At 32.6% G+C, this 2,727-nt stretch carries 2 protein-coding genes; both read right to left on the bottom strand.

The window, feature by feature from the left end; translation table 11 throughout:
- On the bottom strand, positions 1-1,438 hold a 1,438-nt coding region (locus ACRC28_RS10745; RefSeq protein ID WP_438543444.1), incomplete at its 3' end, for a DUF7507 domain-containing protein.
- Positions 1,439-1,529: 91 nt separating this feature from the next.
- A partial coding sequence (locus tag ACRC28_RS10750) for a DUF7852 domain-containing protein (protein WP_438543445.1) occupies positions 1,530-2,727 on the bottom strand: 1,198 nt, incomplete at its 5' end.

Here is a 2,727-nt window from a genome sequence, read left to right on the forward strand (position 1 = left end):
CAGTATTTGCACTGCCATTTACTGTTGCTGAGTTTGAAACAAATGTAACACCGCTTGCTTGAATAGTATCCGTAAATACTAATGATGTAAGTGGAAGATTTCCATTATTTCTTATTACTGCTGTATACGTTAGTTGATCTCCAATATTAGCATTTGTTTTATCAACACTTTTAGTAATACTTGCACTTCCAGAAGCTGGAGTAGTTATAGTTGTATTTACAGCATTTGAAAGATTACTACCACTTCCAGATGAAGTTTGGAATATTCCATTTGCTACATTTACTATTGGATTTGGTGTTGGAATTGTAGTTGCTTGTATTGAATAAGTTACTGTTGCTACTCCACCTACAGCAAGTGGTGGCGTTATTGCAAATCCAGTTTGAGGATTGAAAGTAGGTTGCGCTGTTCCATTTACATTTACTGAACCACTTACAAATGTTGTTCCATTTGGAATAGTATCCACAAATTGAAGATTTGTATAAGGAAGAGTTCCATTATTAGTTAAAACAACTGTATATGTTATAGTTTCATTTATAGCTGCAGTTGTTTTGTCAGTACTTTTGTTTATAGAAATGCTTCCACTTCCTCCAGATGGTGCAGTTACTGTTGTAAAAACATTTCCTGTTAATCCCGCACCAGTAACGGTTTGAGTTCCATTATTAAATTGGAATCCTAAAATCCCTTGATTAAAGAAAGGATTTGGATTTGGGATTGTATCTACCTTTACCTTGAAAACTATTGTAGCACTCTGACCTGATGTTAAAGTTCCTACATTAATTCCAGTTTGAGGATTTGTATTTTGTGCAGCACCATTATTAATAGTAGTAGAGTTGCTTACATAACTAGTTCCTTGAGGTATTGTGTCTGTAATTGTTACATTATTTATTGTTACTGAACCAATATTTCCGGCAACAAGAGTATAAGTTACTTCCTCACCTACAGCCGCTGTAGTTTTATCAACAGATTTAGTTAAAACTGCTCTTCCATTTACATCTGGACCTGGCACTGTCTGGGCTTGACCTACATTTCCTCCTCGATTTGGAAATACACCTCCATTTCCCCAAGTATAGTCAATAGTTGCATCATTTTTTATGACTCCTCCTGGAAAGGTTGTTACTAAAACTTTGAATATAACTTGATGACTTTCTCCAGGTGCTAGACCTGAAAGAGTAAGCCCTGCTTGAACATCTCCTGTATTTGGAGTTCCATCCACTAAAAGAGTTCCTGGTAAAAGAACCGTTCCAGTTGGTACCGTATCTTGAAAGGCTATAGGTGATGTATTTACACCACTTCCTGATGGATTTGTTATAGTTATTGTGTATGTTAAGGTATCACCAACAACCCCCTGTGCTTTATCAACTACTTTGTTCATAGTAAGAGGGCCTGTAGCTTGGGCATTTATATCATTTCCTATATTTAAATCATTAAAATTTTCCATAAATCCTCCTCATAAATTACTACTATTAATATTTTATGAAATAATAGTAAAAGAGGGATTAAATTATTTTATTTAATCCCTCTTTTTCTAATTAATTATTTATATTTGCTTCTAAATTGAAAGTTATATTAGTGTATAACTGTCTATCATTCAATTGCTTGAAGGACACATCTTCAATTAATGCAGCTGCACGTATTTCAGCACCTAACGTGCTTTCACCTTGGATTACAATAAATGTGCTAAATTTCTTAGTTCTACAAGTGTAATGAGCTGATTGTCTTTCTACTAAAGCTGTATATTCAATAGTTTCATGAATATATCCATTAACAACTAGCTTTTGACCTGTAAGCTTAGAATTTTCAGGTGAACGTCCTATCATAGTATCTATTACATAATAATTCGTAATTTCAACCTCTGCTTGAACTTCATTTATTTCTTCTATTGGTGGCATATGACAATCAAGAGTTATTACCCCATCTACATTCATCTGTCTAAAGTTCGGACTTTGTCCTATTACAATATGGTCTGCAATATTTGTTTCCATAACTCCTATAGATGATTTATCTAGAATTTTGTACTCAAATTTACCAAATGCAGCATTTTTAATCTTTCTATCACAACCTACATGAGTTAAAACAACACTATATTTAATAGTAAGTTTTTCACCAGGTTTTAAATTTCCTAAATTAACACCTTTAGAAAGATTCACTGAATTTATTTTTCTTCCATTTACGCTAAAGCTTCCTTCAATATAGCTAACACCATCTGAAATACTGTCAAAGAATATTAAATTAAGTGCATTAAGTGTTCCTACATTTTCCATAATAACTGTATATTCAATAACATCATCAATTTTTGCAAATCCAATATTAGATGACTTAGTTACGATTACTTTAGCTTCTTCAACTTTGATTGTAACTTTATTACTATCAATATTACTTCCTCTAGGTGGTTTAGTAGGGTCTGTAATATAGTTGTAGCTTACACTTGCTATATTAGATATTTCACCTTTTTCAGGTTTTTTAATAATAGTTGCTTTAAATTTAATAGTTTGAGTTTCTCCAACAAGGATTTTTGGTATCTCTATACCAGAGCTTATATTGTAATTCGTATAAGGCTTACCGTTTATGGTTACAGAACCTTCTACAAACTTAATATATTCTGATAAAGCATCAGAAACCTTAACATTAATAGCCTCTGTATTACCTGTATTCATCACTTTAATTGTATACTCTACAGTCTCGGAAACAACAGCCTCACTATTGCTAGAAGTTTTCGTAACTTCTATT

This window comes from Clostridium sp. (assembly GCF_051650885.1).
In the GTDB taxonomy this organism is placed as follows: domain Bacteria; phylum Bacillota; class Clostridia; order Clostridiales; family Clostridiaceae; genus Clostridium.